19 protein-coding genes and 1 other annotated feature are annotated in these 20,103 nt (G+C 49.0%); of the genes, 6 read left to right on the forward strand and 13 right to left on the reverse strand.

Annotated features, from left to right (window positions below):
- Positions 1 to 26: 26 nt before the first annotated feature.
- From lapB to pgpB, 3 genes are all read right to left on the reverse strand, one after another.
- On the reverse strand, positions 27 to 1,196 hold the full coding sequence (gene lapB / locus M979_RS07085; RefSeq protein WP_034455437.1) for a lipopolysaccharide assembly protein LapB: 1,170 nt from the start codon (positions 1,194 to 1,196) through the stop codon (positions 27 to 29).
- Between the two features lie 6 nt (positions 1,197 to 1,202).
- Positions 1,203 to 1,508, reverse strand: coding sequence for a LapA family protein (locus M979_RS07090; protein WP_034455436.1), 306 nt, complete (start codon positions 1,506 to 1,508; stop codon positions 1,203 to 1,205).
- Positions 1,509 to 1,650: 142 nt separating this feature from the next.
- On the reverse strand, positions 1,651 to 2,415 hold the full coding sequence (gene pgpB / locus M979_RS07095) for a phosphatidylglycerophosphatase B (RefSeq protein ID WP_034455435.1): 765 nt from the start codon (positions 2,413 to 2,415) through the stop codon (positions 1,651 to 1,653).
- A 208-nt stretch (positions 2,416 to 2,623) separates the two neighbouring features.
- On the opposite strand from pgpB, the gene ribA reads away from it, so the two are divergent.
- Positions 2,624 to 3,217, forward strand: a complete 594-nt coding sequence (gene ribA, locus M979_RS07100) for a GTP cyclohydrolase II (protein WP_034455434.1) — start codon at positions 2,624 to 2,626, stop codon at positions 3,215 to 3,217.
- Between the two features lie 35 nt (positions 3,218 to 3,252).
- Here ribA and acnA read toward each other — a convergent pair whose 3' ends face one another.
- The 6 genes from acnA to topA all read right to left on the reverse strand — a co-directional run bounded on the left by acnA (position 3,253) and on the right by topA (position 10,788).
- The gene (gene acnA / locus M979_RS07105; protein ID WP_064554271.1) at positions 3,253 to 5,928 is read right to left on the reverse strand and encodes an aconitate hydratase AcnA; all 2,676 of its coding nucleotides are present in this window, start codon (positions 5,926 to 5,928) and stop codon (positions 3,253 to 3,255) included.
- Positions 5,929 to 6,104: 176 nt separating this feature from the next.
- Positions 6,105 to 6,203 (reverse strand): small membrane protein YmiC, encoded by a 99-nt coding sequence (gene ymiC, locus M979_RS23920; protein ID WP_280643559.1) that lies wholly within the window; start codon positions 6,201 to 6,203, stop codon positions 6,105 to 6,107.
- Between the two features lie 161 nt (positions 6,204 to 6,364).
- Complete coding sequence (locus M979_RS07110) at positions 6,365 to 6,544, reverse strand: hypothetical protein (protein WP_064554272.1); 180 nt, start codon at positions 6,542 to 6,544, stop codon at positions 6,365 to 6,367.
- A gap of 2 nt (positions 6,545 to 6,546) precedes the next feature.
- Entirely contained in the window at positions 6,547 to 6,705 is a 159-nt protein-coding gene (locus M979_RS22430) for a YmiA family putative membrane protein (protein ID WP_479682197.1), read from the reverse strand.
- 321 nt (positions 6,706 to 7,026) lie between these two features.
- Positions 7,027 to 8,001 carry an HTH-type transcriptional regulator CysB gene (gene cysB, locus M979_RS07115; protein WP_064546360.1) on the reverse strand — a complete coding sequence of 325 codons (975 nt, stop codon included), beginning with the start codon at positions 7,999 to 8,001 and terminating at the stop codon, positions 7,027 to 7,029.
- A 189-nt stretch (positions 8,002 to 8,190) separates the two neighbouring features.
- Entirely contained in the window at positions 8,191 to 10,788 is a 2,598-nt protein-coding gene (gene topA / locus M979_RS07120; RefSeq protein WP_064554273.1) for a type I DNA topoisomerase, read from the reverse strand.
- A gap of 402 nt (positions 10,789 to 11,190) precedes the next feature.
- Between topA and M979_RS07125 the strand changes: the two genes are divergently transcribed.
- Positions 11,191 to 11,442, forward strand: coding sequence for a YciN family protein (locus tag M979_RS07125; RefSeq protein WP_034455430.1), 252 nt, complete (start codon positions 11,191 to 11,193; stop codon positions 11,440 to 11,442).
- 51 nt (positions 11,443 to 11,493) lie between these two features.
- Here M979_RS07125 and sohB read toward each other — a convergent pair whose 3' ends face one another.
- Positions 11,494 to 12,543: a protease SohB gene (gene sohB, locus M979_RS07130; RefSeq protein WP_064554274.1), complete on the reverse strand. Its 1,050-nt coding sequence runs from the start codon at positions 12,541 to 12,543 to the stop codon at positions 11,494 to 11,496.
- Between the two features lie 260 nt (positions 12,544 to 12,803).
- Between sohB and M979_RS07135 the strand changes: the two genes are divergently transcribed.
- Entirely contained in the window at positions 12,804 to 13,565 is a 762-nt protein-coding gene (locus M979_RS07135) for a YciK family oxidoreductase (RefSeq protein WP_034455428.1), read from the forward strand.
- Positions 13,562 to 14,152 (forward strand): cob(I)yrinic acid a,c-diamide adenosyltransferase, encoded by a 591-nt coding sequence (cobO, locus tag M979_RS07140; RefSeq protein WP_064554275.1) that lies wholly within the window; start codon positions 13,562 to 13,564, stop codon positions 14,150 to 14,152. Before M979_RS07135 ends, cobO begins: the two co-directional genes overlap by 4 nt.
- A gap of 31 nt (positions 14,153 to 14,183) precedes the next feature.
- Here cobO and rluB read toward each other — a convergent pair whose 3' ends face one another.
- From rluB to rnm, 3 genes are all read right to left on the reverse strand, one after another.
- Positions 14,184 to 15,068 carry a 23S rRNA pseudouridine(2605) synthase RluB gene (rluB, locus tag M979_RS07145; protein WP_034455426.1) on the reverse strand — a complete coding sequence of 295 codons (885 nt, stop codon included), beginning with the start codon at positions 15,066 to 15,068 and terminating at the stop codon, positions 14,184 to 14,186.
- A 95-nt stretch (positions 15,069 to 15,163) separates the two neighbouring features.
- Positions 15,164 to 15,784, reverse strand: a complete 621-nt coding sequence (locus tag M979_RS07150) for an L-threonylcarbamoyladenylate synthase (RefSeq protein WP_034455425.1) — start codon at positions 15,782 to 15,784, stop codon at positions 15,164 to 15,166.
- The gene (rnm, locus tag M979_RS07155) at positions 15,781 to 16,662 is read right to left on the reverse strand and encodes an RNase RNM (RefSeq protein WP_245164673.1); all 882 of its coding nucleotides are present in this window, start codon (positions 16,660 to 16,662) and stop codon (positions 15,781 to 15,783) included. The genes M979_RS07150 and rnm overlap by 4 nt, the downstream gene beginning before the upstream one ends.
- Positions 16,663 to 16,822: 160 nt before the next feature.
- Positions 16,823 to 16,920: a sequence feature (Trp leader region), on the forward strand.
- A 22-nt stretch (positions 16,921 to 16,942) separates the two neighbouring features.
- On the opposite strand from rnm, the gene M979_RS07160 reads away from it, so the two are divergent.
- Positions 16,943 to 18,505 (forward strand): anthranilate synthase component 1, encoded by a 1,563-nt coding sequence (locus tag M979_RS07160; protein WP_034455424.1) that lies wholly within the window; start codon positions 16,943 to 16,945, stop codon positions 18,503 to 18,505.
- Complete coding sequence (gene trpD, locus M979_RS07165; protein ID WP_034455423.1) at positions 18,505 to 20,100, forward strand: bifunctional anthranilate synthase glutamate amidotransferase component TrpG/anthranilate phosphoribosyltransferase TrpD; 1,596 nt, start codon at positions 18,505 to 18,507, stop codon at positions 20,098 to 20,100. Before M979_RS07160 ends, trpD begins: the two co-directional genes overlap by 1 nt.
- Positions 20,101 to 20,103: the final 3 nt, after the last annotated feature.

The following is a 20,103-nucleotide window of genomic DNA, read 5'->3' on the forward strand; positions in this document are numbered from 1 at the left end:
GTATATCAGAACTAGTCAATTAGCTGCTACTGCCCATCCAGGCCACGTATAGGTTTAATCGTTGACCATGCCCGGCAAGACGGACAATGCCAGTAGAGTGTAAAGGCCGTGAAACCACATTTCTGGCAACGATAGCGAGGCTTAGTACGCACCTGTTCGCCAACCATATCACGAAGCACCATCAGGCTCTCTTTCGCACGTCCTTCTTCTGCTTCCTGCAAGTGGTAATCCATCAGACGATGGAACACACGCATTGTGGGATGACGCTGGAGTTGACGGTTGATATAAACTTGCGCGACTTCAGCCCCCTCTTTTTGCTCAAGGATCTCAGCAAGCATCAATTCCGCACCTGCCCCTGTGTTCTCTTCAACACAGCGTTTTAAGAACGCTTCCCACTCTTGTGGTTTATTTAATTGCTGATAGCAGGTCTGTAGCATTTCCAGCGTTTCGCTGACTAATTCGCTATCTTGATCGATAACACGCTGCAATGTTTCAACGGCTTTTGCATATTCGTTACGAGCCATGAAGATGCGGCCCATCATGATAGATATGCGCGCGCAATTTTTATCGGCAGCCGCACCTTTCTTAAGCAGCGACATAGCCCTATCAAGATCATCGCTCCCCATCAATTGCACCGCCTGTTCACAATAGAAGTGGGCAATTTCAGTACGTTGTTTATCTTTTCCGAGCTTGACCAAACGTTCTGCTACTTCAATGGCTTTTTGCCAGTCGCTGGTTGCCTGGTGAATCAGCAACAATTGTTGCAACGCCCCGATTCGAAAGTCAGTTTCATCGATCAACTGGGCAAACATATCTTCAGCCCTGTCATACAACCCAGCAGCCATATAATCACGGCCCAACTGCTGCACGGCCAGCAAACGCTGTTCGTAGGTTAGTGAAGCACTTTCCATTAAAGACTGGTGGATACGGATAGCGCGATCAACCTCACCACGTGAGCGGAACAGGTTACCAAGCGTGAGGTGGGCTTCAACGGTACTGGTATCTTCCTTGAGCATATCGAGGAAAAGATCAACAGCTTTGTCTTGCTGGTTTGACAGCAAGAAGTTAACCCCCGCCACGTAGTCACGCGACAGGCGATTAGCCTCTTGTTGTTTATCTTGTTGTGCGCTTCTTCGCCCCATGTACCAGCCGTAGGCGGCAGCGATAGGAAGTAGCAGAAACAACAATTCCAGCATGGCAGGTTATTCCTTCACAGCCGGTACAACAGCCGCAGTAACATCGGAATCTGTAGTAATTTGTTGCTCCAGGCGTTTAATTTTACGATCGGCACGCGCAAGTGATACCCGCAGGCGCAACCAGAACAGGCCACAAATCAGCCAGCCCAGTAAAAAACCAGCAGCAAAAAGAGTCGCCAACAAAGTGGAGACACGGTATTCGCCTTGTGCCAACAGATAGTTGAAATTGACTACCTGATCGTTTTGCGCGCCCAGAGTGACAGAAATCACAAAAATCGCTAGCACCAGTAAGAAAATGAATAAGTATTTCACATTACTTCCCGTCATGTGGTCTTACGCGACTAAATTATGCCCGAATGCATTTATCCAACGGTATAAACTACCATTTCTCGGGTGTTCGTGGAATCCATAGAGAGCGTCCAATTCATAAGAAATGGGGATTAAATCAATAATCTCAAGGCTCATCATCCCGTTCGGCAATTTCATCAGCCTCTTGCGGTGGCGGTGAAAGCGGGCCGCATAATTTTTGTGCAAGCCAGGTTGCCAATGTTATCAACGCCCAGGAGATGATTGTGGCTACCACTAAATCGCGCGGCCAGTGCATCCCGAGAAGCAACCGGCTGCCCATTACTCCGGTTGCCCAAACTAACAGCAAAGCAATTGTCAAAGTTCGCCGGCGAGGCCACAACAATCCGACGCCCAATAAGGCCCAACTTGCCGCAAACATGGTATGCCCTGAAGGGAATGCAAAACCGGTCTCTTTTTGCCAGTGTTTACGTAACCATGCAGGCACTTCTTGTTGCGTTTCAAGCTGGCTTTTTACCAGTTCGCTACGCTCTTTACGTTTTAAATTGTAGAACTCATCTGTTGGAATATGCTGCGTCTTTTCCAGCCATACAACAAATGGACGCGGCTCTTGCACTTTGTCTTTAATAACTGATTTTACGCCCTGCCCAATAAGAATAGCCGCACCGAGTATGGCAAATAGCATCAGTGCTGCTTTTAAGCGAAACCTCAGGCACCACAAAAACCAACCGCACAACAAAACATGAGTAATAATGCCCCAGGGCTGGGTTACCGTTTCGGTCACCCAATACATCGTTTTAAGCCAGACACTATGTCCTCCGGGAACCCACTGCCACCCCGAAATCCATACGGCTAAAGGCATGACTAACAGTATTCCGGCACCAATTGTCGTTCGCTTTGCTATTGCCCGCATCACTTATCCTTATGCAATTTGAACATTAAGAATACCTGAAAAAGCGCACCGATGGGAAAACGTAGAGTAACGCAAAGCGTAAAAATAGGAGTCCTGGCAGTCAATTAGGTGAAGTACCCGCCGTTGTGGCAAAATAGCCGGAAGTAATTAAACAAGCCAGACAGCTGGCAGGCACGATGAGTGCCAACATAAGTACCTGGAGAATCACATGCAGCTTAAACGTGTGGCAGAAGCCAAACTGCCAACCCCATGGGGCGATTTCCTGATGGTGGGATTTGAAGAACTGGCAACTGGACAAGACCATGTTGCTCTGGTTTTTGGTGATATTAGCGGGAATGATTCTGTTCTGGCGCGAGTGCATTCTGAGTGTCTGACGGGGGATGCCCTGTTCAGCCTGCGCTGCGATTGCGGTTTCCAGCTTGAAGCTGCTCTTTCGCAGATTGCAGAAGAAGGTCGCGGTATTTTGTTATATCACCGTCAAGAAGGCCGCAATATTGGTCTGCTTAATAAAATCCGCGCCTATGCATTGCAGGATAAAGGCTACGACACGGTCGAAGCCAACCACCAACTCGGCTTTGCAGCCGATGAACGTGACTTCACGTTGTGTGCTGACATGTTTAAGCTATTAAGTGTCGATGCTGTACGCTTGTTGACCAACAATCCACGCAAGGTAGAAATTCTCAGTGAAGCGGGGATTAATATCGTTGAACGTGTGCCGCTGATCGTGGGCCGTAATCCGAAAAACGCGCATTACCTGGATACTAAGGCCGCCAAAATGGGCCATTTGCTGTCCGAAGATTAAGAGATTTCTCCCCCATCGCTGGGGGAGATTTTTGGCTAATTTAGCATGTTGCGAATAACGTAATGCAGGATGCCGTCATTTTTGAAGTACGTCAGTTCATTGCCGGTATCAATACGGCAGCGGCACTCCACCACCTCTTCTCTACCATCGGCGAAGGTTAATATCACCGGAACCGTAGCGCCTGGCGTCAGATCATTGAGCCCGCTAATGTTAATAAACTCCTCACCGGTCAGCCGTAACGTTTTACGCGTCACGCCCTGTGGGAACTCCAGTGGCAAAATACCCATGCCAATCAAGTTTGAACGGTGGATACGCTCAAATGACTCAGCGATAACCACTCGCACCCCAAGCAGACGCGGTCCTTTCGCCGCCCAGTCACGACTGGAACCGGAGCCATACTCTTTACCAGCAAACACCGCGAGTGGAATGCCTTTGTCTCGATATTTCATTGCAGCGTCATAAATTGAAATGACTTCGTCGCCAGGTAGCAGACGCGTCATTCCCCCTTCAACGCCCGGCACCATTTCGTTACGAATGCGAATGTTGGCAAAAGTCCCGCGCATCATCACTTCGTGGTTACCTCTACGCGACCCATAGGAGTTAAAATCTTTGCGCTCAACACCATGGTTTTGTAGATATCGCCCCGCTGGGCTATCAGGCTTAATACTCCCGGCTGGTGAAATATGGTCAGTGGTAACTGAATCTCCCAGCATGGCCAGTACGCGGGCTCCATGAATGTCCTGCAACGGTTTAGGCGTAGCTTCCATATCATCAAAGAATGGCGACAGACGAATATAAGTAGAATCACTCTGCCAGCCATAGGTATCTGAATGGTCTACTTCGATACTTTGCCACTCAGGCGTGCCTTCAAAGACTTCAGCGTACTCTTTATGGAACATTTCCGTTGAAACCTGTGCGACAGCACGGGCGATTTCCTGGCTGGTCGGCCAAATATCTTTGAGATAAACAGGATCACCTTTGCGGTCATGCCCAAGTGGATCGGTGGTCAGATTGACGTTCATATTTCCGGCAAGCGCATAAGCCACCACTAACGGTGGCGATGCCAGCCAGTTAGTTTTCACCAGCGGATGAATACGCCCTTCGAAATTACGGTTTCCTGACAACACGGCACCGACGGTCAGATCACCTTTCTTAATTGCCTGTTCGATAGGATCCGGCAACGGCCCGGAGTTACCAATACAGGTGGTGCAGCCATAACCCACCAGGTTAAAACCTAATTCATCGAGATAAGGGGTAAGTTTCGCCTTTGCCAGATAATCCGAAACAACTTTAGAGCCTGGCGCCAGTGACGCTTTTACCCACGGCTGACGTTTTAAACCTAAGGTCACGGCTTTTTTTGCCAGCAAACCCGCAGCCATCAGAACACTCGGGTTTGAAGTGTTAGTACAAGACGTAATGGCCGAAATCACCACCGCCCCATCTGGCAGCTGATAGCTCTTCCCACCTATGGTGTAATCCACGGGTGCGCGATCTTTATGGCTGGAATTTACTTCAAGTTCATTGCTGGCGCTAAAGGCTCTTGGCACATCCCCCAACGCAACACGATCCTGTGGGCGTTTCGGCCCGGCAAGGCTTGCTTCAACCTCATTCATATCCAGTGCCAGTGTGCTGGTAAATACAGGTTCATCACCCGTATTACGCCACATCCCCTGCACCTTCGAATAGGCTTCCACCAGCGCGATTTGCTCTTCACTGCGCCCGCTCAGGCGCATGTAATCCAGCGTGACGGCATCAATCGGGAAGAAACCGCAGGTTGCACCATATTCTGGTGCCATATTAGCGATGGTTGCGCGATCGGCCAGTGGTAATGAGTCCAGACCATCGCCATAGAATTCAACGAATTTGCCAACCACGCCGTGTTTACGGAGCATTTGCGTGACGGTAAGTACGAGGTCGGTAGCAGTAATGCCCTCCCGCAATTTACCGTCAAGTTTAAAACCGACAACATCCGGGATCAGCATCGAAACAGGCTGTCCCAGCATGGCAGCTTCAGCCTCTATACCGCCTACCCCCCAGCCCAGTACACCAAGGCCGTTGATCATCGTGGTGTGGGAATCGGTACCCACCAGCGTATCGGGATAAGCTACCAGCTCATCACCCTGCATTTCGCTCCATACTGCTTTGCCAAGATATTCCAGGTTGACTTGATGGCAGATTCCCGTACCCGGCGGCACCACACTAAAACGACTAAATGCTTGTTGGCCCCAGCGCAGGAAAACATATCGCTCATGGTTACGTTCCATTTCCAGACGAACGTTTTCTTCAAAAGCATCGTCATTACCGAAATGATCGACAGTAACAGAGTGGTCAATAACAAGGTCAACAGGAGAAAGTGGATTAACTTTGGCAACATCTCCGCCCAGACGTTTTACAGCTTCACGCATGGCGGCTAAATCAACCACTGCCGGTACGCCAGTAAAATCCTGCATCAGAACACGCGCCGGGCGATAAGCAATTTCACGATCGGCATGAGCATTCTTCAGCCAGGCGGCCAGGGCATGAATATCATCTTGAGTGACGGAGTTTTCATCCTGCCAGCGCAGCAGATTTTCAAGCAGAACTTTCAATGACTTGGGTAAGCGAGTGATATCCCCAAGTTCCTTTGCGGCAAGCGGCAAGCTGTAATAGTGATAGGTTTTATTCAGCGCCTGTAAAGTATCCTTACTGGCTTCTCGTAGGGTTAACGACATAGCTCCTCCGTAAATCTCTTAGGATAGCGGTATCCCTGACTAAGATCAGGGACAGTATTAAAGATAACACAAAGATGTCGTAACGATTTGATAACAACCCAAATTGATAAATCGGGTCGTGTAAACACAGAGGGGAGATTTGATTACACCCCGGGAGGCCCAGGGTGTCAGAATAATTAGTGAATCACTATCCAGAGCATTTGCACCCAAAATGCAAACGAAACGGAAAAGGCGCTAAGCCATGACCAGTATTTGGCACTACAGTGAGTATCCATAATCCACTCTCTTTATTTTTGGTAAACACTATGACTGAATAATTAATCAGCCTGTTTGAATATTGCTGTGTGTAGTGATTACTTAAAGAGTGAGGTGCTAATCACATCTAATAAAAAGTGTGATTGACCGCAAGTTAAATAAAGGTAAATAAAAATAACTCTTATTGTTCTATATGTTCGTCATGTTCGTCTGTTGAAAACAGATCGATAAAATCTTTTTGTTGTTGAGTCAACTGCCATGACTCAGGAACCTGAACTTCTCCAGATTTTGCTTCTTGCTGCGGCTTTTCATCTTGCTGACGTACACTTTTTTGCACTTGTGTTTGAGCAAGAGTTGTCATAATTACCCCCAAAAATGCCAGGCTGCCAACGCGACAACGAGCCAGAACAGACCTGATACGAGAAACACCGCCATCCAGGCTTTACGTTTAAGCCCTGTTTCCTTTTGCGGTTCTTCACTTCCTGAAGGCATTGCTAACCTCATACAATCGGCACCACTTATCAAAAAACATTAAACAATCGGTATAATTAATCGCCAGCTGGGATTAATCCTAAAGAAACTCTAGTACAAAAGCCAGCGAAATTGCTTTCCAGTTACAGGAAAATATTTAATCTTTTGACCTGAAATAAATAATTGAAACAGTAAGTTTGCGCAGTGGTTATTTATTATCTACGTTTGTCGCTTAATTGAGACAGATTAACCACTTATCTTGTGTGGGGAATTAGTATTTTGAGAAGGGTATTAATATGGAGAGAGGTAAATCATATTCTTAATTCAAATGAGAAGAGGTATCTTTCGCGCATGGAAAGATACCTAGCGATATTATTTTGCTGGTAATTTAATATCTTTAAACATCGCTTCAATATCTTCGTTAGATCTCAATGCTACAGCGGTATCAACCACATCACGAGTCAGATGCGGGGCAAAACGCTGAATGAAATCATACATGTAACTGCGCAAGAACGTACTACGACGGAAACCAATTTTAGTGGTGCTGTGGCTAAATACGCCTTGAGCCTCAATACGTACCAAATCAGGATCTGAAACTGGATCCACCGCCATACTGGCAATAACCCCGACGCCTAACCCCAGACGCACATAAGTTTTAATCACATCAGCATCAGTTGCTGTAAACACGATACGTGGTGTTAATCCTGCACGATTAAATGCAGTATCCAATTCAGAACGCCCGGTAAAACCAAAGGTATAGGTAACCAGCGGATATTGCGCCAGCTCTTCGATAGAGACTGACTCTTTTGATGCTAGCGGATGATCGGGCGTGACAACAATCGAGCGATTCCAGTGGTAGCACGGCAACATCACTAAATCATCGTAAAGATGTAAAGCTTCGGTCGCTATCGCAAAATCGGCATTGCCTTTAGACACGGCTTCAGCAATTTGTGTTGGTGACCCCTGGTGCATATGCAGCGAAACTCGCGGGTAACGCTCAATAAACCCTTTGATTACGTTTGGCAGCGCATAACGCGCCTGTGTATGGGTTGTGGCGACATAGAGCGAACCTTTGTCCGGCCAGGTATGCTCACCGGCGACAGATTTAATCGCATCGACTTTCGACAGCACTTCGCGGGCAATTCGAATAATCTCCTGCCCGGCAGGCGTCACCTGTGTCAGGTGTTTCCCGCTACGCGCAAAGATCTGAATCCCCAGTTCATCTTCTAACATACGCACTTGCTTACTGATCCCCGGCTGAGAAGTGTAAAGCCCTTCTGCCGTGGACGAGACGTTGAGGTTGTGATTGACCACCTCTACGATATAACGAAGTTGCTGTAGTTTCATGGCGTTCCATCCGCAGTAAAAGCAGCCCCAACACGAACAACGGCGGGGGTCGGGCGAGGTAAAATTCTCTTAAGTCACTATATCAGTTATACCCTATTTGTATAGTTTGAAAGAAAAAATAATAATCAGGTTATATACCGGACACAAAAAAGCCGGAGCATAGGCCCCGGCTTTTCATGTTAAAAGGAATTACTTTTTCCCTTCAACCCATTTGCCATCCACAAAGAATGCTGACCAGCCGGTCGCTTTGCCTTCTTTCTCAGAAGAAACATACTGCTGTTTCGTCTTACGACTAAAGCGAACAACCGCTTTGTTACCTTCAGCATCTCGCTGCGGCGCATCAGCCAGATAACGCAGTTTCTCAGGCAAGCGGTCACGGAAGCGGTACAGTTCTTCCACTAATGGCGCACGTGTTTCACGCGATTTAGGGAAAGTGTTTGCTGCAAGGAAAACACCCGCCGCACCATCACGCAGGACAAAATACGCATCTGACTTCTCGCAAGGAAGTTCTGGCAACGGAACCGGATCTTCCTTCGGTGGAGCAACTTCACCGTTACGCAGGATCTTACGGGTATTTTTGCAATCGTCGTTAGTACAAGCCATGTACTTACCAAAACGCCCCATTTTCAGGTGCATTTCAGAACCACATTTCTCACACTCAACGATTGGACCGTCATAACCCTTAATGCGGAATTCGCCCTCTTCGATTTCGTAACCATCACATGTTGGGTTATTACCACAAACATGCAGCTTACGTTTTGGATCGATGAGGTAGCTGTCCATCGCGGTACCGCATTTGGCACAACGACGTTTTGCACGCAGTGCGTTAGTTTCCGCGTCGTCACCCTCAAGCACGTTCAGGACTTCGTTTTCCGGCACCAGGTTAATGGTGGTTTTGCAGCGTTCTTTAGGTGGCAGTGCGTAACCCGAACAACCGAGGAACACACCGGTGCTTGCAGTACGGATACCCATTTCACGACCACAAGTCGGGCAATCGATACTGGTCAGTACCATCTGGTTTGGACGCATACCGCCTTCTTCCGGATCCAGTTCAGCTTTACCAAGCTGCTCACTGAAATCACTGAAGAAGTTGTCCAGCACCCCTTTCCACTCAGCCTGATTATTGGCCACCTGGTCAAGGCTGCTTTCCATTTGCGCGGTGAAATCGTAGTTCATCAGCTCACGGAAGTTTTCTTCCAGGCGGTCAGTAACAATTTCACCCATTTTTTCAGCATAGAAACGGCGATTTTCTACACGCACATAACCACGATCCTGGATGGTGGAAATGATTGATGCGTAGGTAGATGGACGGCCAATGCCACGTTTTTCAAGCTCTTTAACCAACGAGGCTTCACTAAAGCGAGCCGGTGGTTTCGTAAAGTGCTGGCCAGGAATGACTTCAACCAGAGCGAGTTCATCACCCTGCTCTACAGCTGGCAATGTGCGGTCTTCGTCACCCTTACGCAGCGCAGGCATCACTTTCGTCCAGCCATCAAAACGCAGCGTACGACCGCGCGTTTTAAGACGGAAATCACCGGCTTGCACCGTTAAAGTGGTGGAATCGTACTGCGCAGGTGTCATCTGACACGCAACAAACTGGCGCCAGATCAGCTGATAAAGCTTCTGCGCGTCAGCTTCCATATCTTTAAGCGACTCAGCAACAACACTCACATCAGAAGGACGAATCGCTTCGTGCGCTTCTTGCGAGTTTTCTTTGCTGGAGTATTGATTCGCGGCTTCTGGAAGATACTTCTTACCAAAATTATCTTCGATATATCCACGTACCATGCTCACTGCATCCTGGCTCAAGTTAGTTGAGTCAGTACGCATGTAAGTGATATGGCCCGCTTCATAAAGACGCTGTGCCATCATCATGGTCTTCTTCACACCAAAACCAAGACGGGTACTTGCAGCTTGCTGCAAAGTTGAGGTGATGAATGGCGCACCCGGCTTGCTGCTGGTTGGCTTATCTTCACGCTCAAGCACTGAATAACTGGCTTTTTCCAGCTCGCTAACCGCAGACATGGTCTGCTCACGGTTAACCGGGCGGAATGGCTTGTCTTTATGATGGCTGACCTGAACCGGCAGACTGTCGCCTTTCGGCGTCGTCAGGTTCGCGTCAACTTCCCAATATTCTTCTGGTACAAACGCTTTAATTTCACGTTCGCGGTCAACAACCAGACGCACAGCAACAGACTGTACGCGGCCAGCAGACAAACCACGGGCAATCTTCTTCCACAGCAGTGGCGACACCATGTAGCCCACAACGCGGTCCATAAAACGACGCGCTTGCTGTGCGTTAACACGGTCGATATTCAACTCGCCCGGTTTTTCGAATGCCTGCTGAATAGCATTTTTAGTGATTTCGTTAAACACCACGCGGCTATAGCGGGATTCATCACCACCGATCACTTCCCGCAGGTGCCATGCAATGGCTTCCCCTTCGCGGTCAAGGTCGGTTGCGAGATAGATATGGTCTGCTTTTTCAGCCAGTGATTTCAGTTCTGAAACCACTTTTTCCTTACCAGGCAGTACTTCGTACTGTGCTTCCCAGTTGTGCCATGGATCGACACCCATACGATTTACGAGCGCACCGCGTTCATCCTTTTTGACCTTTTTGGTCCCTTTGGTGGAGGCGGAGTCAGCGCTCTTCTTGGTGGTTGATCCACTGGTCGGCAAATCACGGATATGACCGACGCTGGACTTAACCACGTAGTCATTCCCGAGATATTTGTTGATCGTTTTGGCTTTTGCCGGGGACTCAACGATGACGAGAGCTTTACCCATATTCACCTTTACCTAATGTAATTCTTCCAGGAGACGTCGCACGCTAGTTGCACCTTCCACTGGCGACGCGCTTTTCTATATTGCGACAGCGTCAATGGATATCAACTCTTTTTTCATCACCGTCCGGATTAAGCGAACATTCGCAGGTGATTGAGATAACGAGTCTTTCGCATCGGTGACATAGCACGACGGAACTTTGGTTGAATGTCAAGCAATTCCGTTGCCAGATTTGCGAAAGCGTCACACTCTACCTGATAAAATGAGTTACGCAACTTTATTAGCATGCAGCACCGATTCCTGCCAGCACAGTAAACTGATTAAATCACCTTAGGTTTACAGGGAGATATTGCCCTTTGCAGTATAGCGGAAGTACACTACTGCCAGTTTTTAAAGGAGGAAATCATGAAACCGACCACTCAACCTATCGATAAACAGTCGCTAATTATTGAAGCCAACAAAGTAATCCGTGCCCATGAAGATTTCATGCATGGAATGGAAGCAACTGACGTCGAACAAAAAAACGGAGTGCTGGTATTCAAAGGTGAATACTTCCTTGATGAGCAAGGCTTACCTACCGGCAAAAGCACCGCAGTATTTAATATGTTTAAACATCTTGCACATGTGTTTGCTGAAAAATATCACCTGCAAGACTAAACAAAAAAACGAGGCCAAATGGCCTCGTTTTTCATCACGCAATGAATTTGATTACAATAGTGGTTTTTCACCACGTTGCCACCAGCGCAGCAACAGATTATCAAGGCTGTTTGCCGCACTACCGGTAAAACGGTCCATCATTTTTTTACGGCGCGTATAGTGAACGTTGATCACTTCGCGGTCTTTCATCAGATTAATCAGCAAATCATCGCTGGTACTCACCGCATCGACCAACCCTTTTTCTAAAGCTTGAGTGCCGTACCAATGTTCACCAGTCGCCACAGAATCAATATCTAATGATGGGCGCATATCGTGTACAAACTGCTTAAACAGCTGGTGGGTTTCGTTAAGGTCTTCACGGAATTTCTCGCGCCCCTGCTCGGTGTTTTCACCAAACAGTGTCAGTGTGCGTTTGTACTGCCCTGCAGTATGCAACTCAACATCTATATCATTGCGTTTTAGCAAGCGATGGAAGTTTGGAACCTGCGCCACAACACCAATCGAGCCGATAATAGAAAACGGTGCAGCGACAATTTTATCCGCCACACACGCCATCATATAACCACCGCTGGCAGCGACTTTGTCCACGGCAACCGTCAGACGTACTTTACTGTCACGCAGACGCTGTAATTGTGATGCTGCGAGCCCGTAGCCATGAACGACACCACCAGGGCTTTCCAGACGCAGCAGAACCTCATCTTCAGGTTTCACCACGGCCAACACAGCGGTTATCTCTTCGCGCAAAGAAGTGACTTCGTGAGCATCCATACTTCCTTTAAAATCCAATACATAAAGTGTTGGTTTGTCAGAAATAACCGTTTCACCACGTTTAGCGCGTGCTTTAGCTTGTTTCGCTTCGAGTTTGTGCTTTTTCTTTTGAGCTTTATGCCAGAGTTTTTGCTGATGGCCATCAAGCCTTGCCACCTGCATTTCTTCCTGCATTTCCTGGTATTGTTCACTTAAATTGGTGAGATGCAGCTCACCTCGCTGATGTCTTTTACGACTGGCAACATTCACGATTATTGTGACAAGTATGCCAATAGCCGCAACGACCGTGATAATTTTCGCCAAAAACAACCCATAGTTTGCAATCAGATCCACGCTTTCCGCCTTCCATTCAGAGCATTAAATATCTGTCGCCCAGTGTAACCGAGCCGTGATTCTACGTCTGCAAGCAACTATAAATGCTGCGAGCCCTGTTCCTGAATGTCTTTATCGACATGAAACTTTTGCAAAATGTTAATCAAAGGTATTGTCTCCTGTCGCCTGATTGAAATAACCAGTTCTTTCAGGCATAAAGCCTAAAGGTTATAAATCCGAGAAATAAGACGTGAGCAAAAGCATCGCGCGAGGAGTTGAGAGTGCACTATCAACCGAAAACAGATTTACTGCTAAATCGCATCATTTTAGTCACCGGTGCCAGTGATGGTATCGGACGAGAAGCCGCGTTAACTTATGCACGTTATGGCGCAAGAGTCATTCTACTTGGCCGCAGCGAAGATAAACTGCGTAGAGTCGCTCATGAAATCAATACCCGTTATGGCAGCTTGCCAAACTGGTTTACCCTGGATTTTTCAAACGCAACACCTGAAGACTGCCATACCCTTGCGCAAAAGCTTGCGGGACTTATTCCCCGCTTAGATGGTGTGCTGCACAATGCTGGTATTCTCGGCGATATTTGCCCAATGGATGAACAAGATCCGCAAACGTGGCAGAACGTGATGCAGGTAAATGTAAACGTCACGTTCTTCCTGACTCAGGCATTACTTCCTTTATTACTCAAATCTGATGCCGGTTCGCTAGTGTTCACAAGCTCAAGTGTAGGCCGTCAGGGGCGTGCGGGTTGGGGTGCTTACGCGGTATCAAAATTTGCCACCGAAGGTATGATGCAAGTGCTGGCGGAAGAATATAAACAACATAATTTACGCGTCAATTGCATAAACCCCGGTGGGACACGCACTGCAATGCGTGCTAGTGCATTCCCCACAGAAGATCCTGAAAAGCTGAAAACGCCACGGGATCTCATGCCGCTCTATTTATGGCTGATGGGCGATGACAGTCGTCGTAAAACAGGCATGAGCTTTGATGCTCAACCCAACCGCAAACCAGGAATTTCCGAATGAGTGAAGATCGTCACCAACAGCGTCAGCAACGTCAAAAAGAGAAAGTCGATGCACGAGTCGCTGCTGCACAAGAAGAACGAGGTATTTTGATTGTCTTTACCGGCAACGGAAAAGGTAAAACCACAGCGGCCTTTGGCACCGCCACTCGTGCGGTAGGCCACGGTAAGAAAGTAGGCGTAATCCAGTTCATCAAGGGCCAGTGGCCAAATGGTGAACGTAACCTATTAGAACCAATGGGTGTTGAATTTCAGGTGATGGCGACCGGTTTTACCTGGAATACGCAAAATCGCGAAACCGATACTGCAGCGTGCCTGGAAGTGTGGGAGCATGCAAAGCGTATGCTGGCAGACGAGACGCTGGATATGGTTATCCTGGACGAAATCACCTACATGGTTGCATACGATTACCTGCCGCTGGAAGAGCTGCTAGTGGCGCTGACGCAGCGTCCTGTCAACCAGACGGTTATTATTACCGGCCGCGGTTGTCATCGCGATATTCTGGAAGTGGCGGATACGGTCAGTGAGTTAAGGCCGGTGAAACACGCCTTTGACGCAGGTGTTAAAGCGCAAATTGGTATTGATTATTAAAAAATAACCCCTCAATTGAGGGGTTTAGTTTTTAGCTGCTACGCCCACCGCGACGGCCGCCGCCGCTACCAGTAGTTTGCGTATGGCGTTTCACCGCACGACGAATCTGGTTCGCCTTCATGCGGCGACGGTCCTTCTCTACCGCCACTTTGCTTTCAGTCTCTTCCTGCAACTCTACCAGTTTACGCAGGTAGTTAGTTTGGCCCAGGTCCAGTTCAGTGTAACCACCACGTGGCAGGCCTTTTGGCAACTGGATGTCACCGTAGCGCACACGAATCAGGCGGCTAACCTGCACACCGACTGCTTCCCACAGGCGGCGTACTTCACGGTTGCGGCCTTCAGTAAGAGTAACGTTGTACCATTGGTTAATGCCTTCACCACCGGTAAATTTGATGGTTTTAAACGCGGCTGGGCCATCTTCAAGCTGCACACCGCGGCCCAGTTGCTTCACTTTTACGTCGTCAACTTCACCGAACACACGTACTGCGTATTCTCGCTCCACTTCACGACTTGGGTGCATCAGGCGGTTTGCCAGCTCACCGTCGGTGGTGAAAAGTAACAAACCGCAGGTATTCACATCCAGACGACCGACAGCAATCCAGCGCGCGCCGCGCAGTTTTGGTAAACGATCAAATACGGTTGGGCGCCCTTCCGGGTCATTACGCGTACACAATTCGCCTTCTGGCTTGTAGTAAGCCAACACGCGGCAAATTTGTTCTGCAGATTCTTTAATGGAAATCAGGTGACCATCAATACGGATTTTCAGGGCCTGTGTTACTTCAACACGGTCACCTAATTTGGCAATTTTGCCATCCACACTGACACGGCCGGCAGAGATAATGGTTTCAATCTCACGACGTGAACCATGGCCTGCACGGGCCAAAACTTTTTGTAACTTTTCGCTCTTATCGCTCATTGAGCTTCCTCGGGTGTCGCCTTCACAGGCGTCGAATTGGGATAATGAAGCATATCAGCCCCATTTTAGGCCGCACAGTATAGCCGCAGATGCACTTATAAGAAAGGCTTAGCGTCACCGGCGCCTTCGCGGATAACAACAGGTGCATCCTCAGTTAAATCAACAACCGTAGTCGGTTGCTGCCCAAGGTAACCACCGTGGATAACTAAATCGACAACCTTTTCGAGACGATCTTTAATTTCTTCTGGATCTGACTCGGTAAATTCACTGCCTGGCAGCATCAACGATGTTGATAACATCGGTTGATCCAGTACTTCCAGTAACGCCAGCGCAATCGGGTTGGAAGGAACACGTAAGCCAATCGTTTTACGTTTTTCCTGCAACAAACGGCGCGGGACTTCTTTGGTGCCTTTTAAAATAAAGGTGTAATTACCTGGCGTGTTATTTTTGATTAAGCGAAACGCCACATTATCAACAAATGCATATGTTGAAAGCTCGGACAAATCCCGGCACATCAACGTAAAATTATGCCCATCAGGCAAGTGGCGAATGCGGCAAATGCGCTCCATTGCCGTTTTGTCTTCAAGTTTACAGCCCAATGCATAACCCGAGTCGGTTGGGTAGACAATAACGCCGCCCTTACGAACAATTTCAACGGCCTGGTTAATCAGACGCTGTTGTGGGTTATCCGGGTGAATATAGAAAAATTGACTCATAGTGCCCTCTCTTTTGCAATGTGCCCGCTATCCCAATTCTGCCAGACAGGTACTACACCGCCTGGCAGCCAGAGCTTGCGCCCAAGCTCAATCCACGCACACGGCATATGGAAATCTGAGCCCTGCGACGCCAGCAAATTAAATTGCTGTGCGTAACTTGCAAGCTGGGTGCGCTCATTTGGGGCTTGCTGACACTGCGCGACTTCCATCGCATCGCCACCACTTTCGGCAAACTGCGCCAGCAACCTTTTCAGCCATTTAGCGGTCAGATCATAACGGCCCGGATGTGCCAGAACCGCTTGCCCGCCAGAATGATGAATCACATCAATAGCTTGTTCTATTGTACACCACTGTGGCGGAACGTAACCGGTTTTCCCTTTTGCAAGATATTTCTTAAACACATCAGCCATTGTATTGGCTTTGCCACATTCCACCAGATAACGGGCAAAATGGCCGCGGGTCACTTCACCACCGTTGGCGTGGCGCATGGCACCTTCAAGCGCGCCGGGGATATTCGCCTTTTCAAGCCGTTCAGCGATTAAAGCCGCGCGTTGTACACGGCGTTCACTTTGTTCGCCCAGAAACGCCAGCAGCGCCGGGTGATTTTCATCAACACCTAGCCCAACTATGTGTATTTCATGGTTTTCCCAAACGGTGGAGATCTCCACACCGCTGATTAAACGCAAAGGCAATTGCAGACGTGATACCGCTTCCCTTGCAGCAGCAATTCCGGCTACTGTGTCATGGTCGGTGATTGCCAAAATACCAACACGCATATCCACGGCTCGTTGTACTAACGCTTCTGGCGTTAACAGGCCATCTGATGCGGTGGTATGGCTATGTAAGTCGTAAATCACCGCTAGTGTTGGTTGGCTCAAAATAACTCCGGGTTTGTTAATAAAAAGAAAAACGCCGCTCATGATAGCGATTTTCCTTCATAACTAAAAATCGCTATTGACTTTGATTCATTGAACTAGTTAACTAGTACGCAAGTTCACACGAGAAAGGTATCTGATAATGAAAGCGATAATCCGCATGCATAGCTGGTGGCGTACTTCCTGATAACGGGCAGTGTAATCGCTATGGCTGTAGTTCAGCCCAGATACCAGGCCCGCCAATGAAGCGGGCTTTTTTTTGAACAAAATATGAGAGCAAAAAATGCAAACACAAAAACCAGCGCTCGAATTACTGATTAACGACGCGCCATATCGTGATAACCCGACAGCCGTTTTTCACCAGTTGTGCGGCGCACGTCCTGCAACCTTACTGCTCGAATCCGCCGATATCGACAGTAAGGACGATTTAAAAAGCCTGCTGTTAGTTGATAGTGCGCTGCGTATTACCGCCTTGGGTGACACTGTCACCATTCACGCTCTTTCAGAGAATGGTGCATCATTGCTCCCATTGCTGGATGCGGCGCTGCCTGCAGGCGTTGAGAATAAGCATTCCCCACAAGGCCGCGTGCTGCGGTTCCCGGCTATCAGTTCGCTGTTGGATGAAGACGCGCGCCTGTGTTCCCTGTCAGTTTTTGATGCGTTCCGTATCATGCAGGAGCTGGTAACAGTGCCCGAAAACGAGCGTGAAGCGATGTTCTTTGGCGGCTTGTTTGCATACGATCTGGTTGCAGGGTTTGAAGACTTGCCCGCTCTAAAGCAAGACAACAACTGCCCTGACTACTGTTTCTACCTGGCAGAAACATTGTTGGTTATCGACCATCAGAAAAAACACACCCGCATTCAGGCCAGCTTGTTCACCCCATCAGCTTCAGAAAAACAGCGTTTGATTCAGCGTTCTGAACAACTGAGCAAGCAGTTGCAACAGGAACCTTCTGCGTTACCAGTGCAAAAAGTGGAACGCATGACCTGCGAATGCAATCAGAGTGATGAAGAGTTTGGCGATGTGGTGCGCAAAATGCAGAAAGCCATTCGCATCGGTGAGATTTTCCAGGTTGTCCCATCGCGCCGTTTCTCACTGCCGTGCCCTTCTCCACTTGCCGCTTACCAGACACTGAAGAAGAGCAACCCAAGCCCGTACATGTTCTTTATGCAGGATAACGATTTCACTCTGTTTGGTGCGTCACCAGAAAGCTCGCTGAAATATGATGCGAAATCACGTCAGATTGAAATTTACCCCATTGCCGGTACTCGTCCACGCGGTCGCCGTGCTGATGGCTCGCTTGATCGTGACCTCGACAGCCGCATTGAGCTAGAAATGCGTACTGACCATAAAGAGATGTCCGAACATCTAATGCTGGTTGACCTGGCGCGTAACGACCTGGCACGTATTTGCACGCCGGGCAGTCGTTATGTTGCTGACCTGACTAAAGTCGACCGTTACTCCTTTGTGATGCACCTGGTTTCTCGGGTTGTTGGCGAACTGCATAAAGACCTCGACGTACTCCATGCTTACCGGGCCTGCATGAATATGGGCACGCTGAGCGGCGCCCCGAAAGTGCGCGCTATGCAGCTAATTGCCAAAGCTGAAGGTGTTCGCCGTGGCAGCTACGGCGGTGCCGTCGGCTACTTTACCGCTCATGGCGATTTAGACACCTGTATCGTTATTCGCTCCGCCTATGTCGAAAACGGCATCGCCACGGTACAGGCAGGGGCTGGCGTAGTGCTTGATTCCGTACCTCAGTCCGAAGCTGACGAAACCCGTAACAAAGCCCGCGCTGTACTGCGCGCTATCGCTACCGCGCATCACGCACAGGAGATTTTCTGATGGCTGACATTCTGCTGCTCGATAATATCGACTCGTTTACCTATAACCTGGCCGATCAGCTGCGTGCTAACGGACACAATGTCGTCATCTACCGTAACCATGTTCCCGCACAGACCTTAATTGAGCGTCTGGAAACCATGGACAACCCGGTTCTTATGCTCTCACCAGGCCCAGGCGCACCGAGTGAAGCGGGCTGTATGCCGGAACTGTTGACTCGCCTGCGTGGCAAATTGCCGATTATCGGTATCTGTCTGGGTCACCAGGCTATTGTTGAAGCTTATGGTGGTTATGTCGGCCAGGCGGGTGAGATCCTGCATGGTAAAGCATCAATTATCTCCCATGATGGCGAAGCCATGTTTGCCGGTTTACCCAACCCACTGCCGGTTGCGCGCTACCACTCATTAGTTGGCAGCAATATTCCGGCGGGTTTAACCATCAACGCTCATTTTGATGGCATGGTAATGGCCGTTCGCCACGATGCTGACCGTGTGTGTGGTTTCCAGTTCCACCCGGAATCGATTCTGACCACTCACGGCGCGCGTTTACTTGAGCAGACTCTCGACTGGGCATTGCTGAAGTTAAAACAAGCCAACACGCTGCAACCGATTCTCGACAAACTGTATAAAGCGCAAACCCTCAGCCGTGAAGAGAGCCACCAGCTATTTGCCGGAATTGTGCGCGGTGAACTCAAGCCAGAACAGTTGGCGGCAGCACTGGTAAGTATGAAAGTGCGTGGTGAACATCCTAATGAGATTGCTGGTGCAGCCACCGCATTGCTCGAAGCCGCAGCGCCATTCCCAAGCCCGGACTATCCGTTTGCCGATATTGTCGGTACTGGTGGCGATGGCAGCAACAGCATCAATATTTCCACCGCCAGCGCATTTGTGGCTGCGGCCGTGGGCCTGAAAGTTGCGAAACACGGTAACCGTAGCGTTTCCAGTAAATCTGGCTCTTCCGACTTGCTGGCCGCATTTGGTATTAATCTTGAAATGAGTGCCGAATCATCTCGGAAAGCACTTGATGATTTGGGCGTTTGTTTTCTGTTCGCACCGAAATACCACACCGGATTCCGCCATGCGATGCCTGTGCGTCAGCAGTTAAAGACGCGCACCTTGTTTAACGTGCTTGGGCCCTTGATTAACCCGGCACATCCACAAATGGCGTTGATTGGCGTTTATAGTGCGGAACTGGTGCTGCCGATTGCTGAAACACTGCGCGTGTTGGGTTACAAACGGGCAGCAGTCGTACATAGCGGTGGAATGGATGAAGTTTCACTGCATGCCACCACACAAGTTGCAGAGCTGCATGACGGCGAGATCAAAAGCTACCAGTTGGAAGCGACTGACTTTGGCCTTCCTGCTTATCACCAGGACCAGCTTGCAGGCGGCACACCGGAAGAAAACCGTGACATTCTCAGCCGCCTGTTACAAGGTAAAGGAGAGACAGCTCATGAGTCCGCTGTGGCGGCAAACGTCGCAATGTTAATGCGTCTACATGGGCAAGAAGATCTCAAAGCGAACGCACAACGAGTGCTGGAAGTATTACGCAGCGGCGCAGCATACGACCGGGTAACAGCACTTGCAGGAAGAGGATAAGTC

It is taken from the genome of Buttiauxella noackiae ATCC 51607 (assembly GCF_001654865.1).
Taxonomy (GTDB): Bacteria; Pseudomonadota; Gammaproteobacteria; order Enterobacterales; family Enterobacteriaceae; genus Buttiauxella; species Buttiauxella noackiae.